Raw genomic sequence first — 440 nt, 5'->3', positions numbered from 1 at the left:
AATTCCTAAGAATAAACCAAAATCCCCTATACGATTAGTTACAAAAGCTTTTTGACAAGCATTTGCCGCAATAGGTCKTGTGAACCAAAAACCTATTAATARATAYGAACACATTCCAACTAATTCCCAAAAAAWATAAAYTTGKATCAAATTAGAACTAGTAACTAATCCYAACATKGAAGTATTRAAAAAACYCATATAAGCAAAAAATCTYARRTATCCTTGATCATGMGACATATAATTRTCACTATAAATMAGAACCAWAATYCCAACAGTWGTAATTAATATTGACATAATAGAAGTAAGTGGATCGATAAAGTAACCGTTTTTGCCGACGACGTGAAACTTTGGAGAGAGATACGCAACCAAGACGATACACAGGCACTTCAGGAGGATCTGACGCGACTTCAAAGTTGGGCAGACGATAACGGACTTACCTT

The 440-nt window shown here is 34.2% G+C and carries 1 protein-coding gene; it reads right to left on the bottom strand.

Annotated features, from left to right (window positions below; genetic code table 11):
• Positions 1 to 369, bottom strand: a 369-nt coding sequence (locus DLK05_RS19210; RefSeq protein WP_498366014.1) for a proton-conducting transporter transmembrane domain-containing protein, incomplete at its 3' end; no start/stop codon positions are given.
• Between the last annotated feature and the right edge of the window lie 71 nt (positions 370 to 440).

The organism is Ancylomarina longa (assembly GCF_003996985.1).
GTDB classification, from domain to species: Bacteria; Bacteroidota; Bacteroidia; order Bacteroidales; family Marinifilaceae; genus Ancylomarina_A; species Ancylomarina_A longa.
Note: the sequence above shows the minus strand (reverse complement) of the source record. Positions and strands in the feature narration are given on the sequence as shown.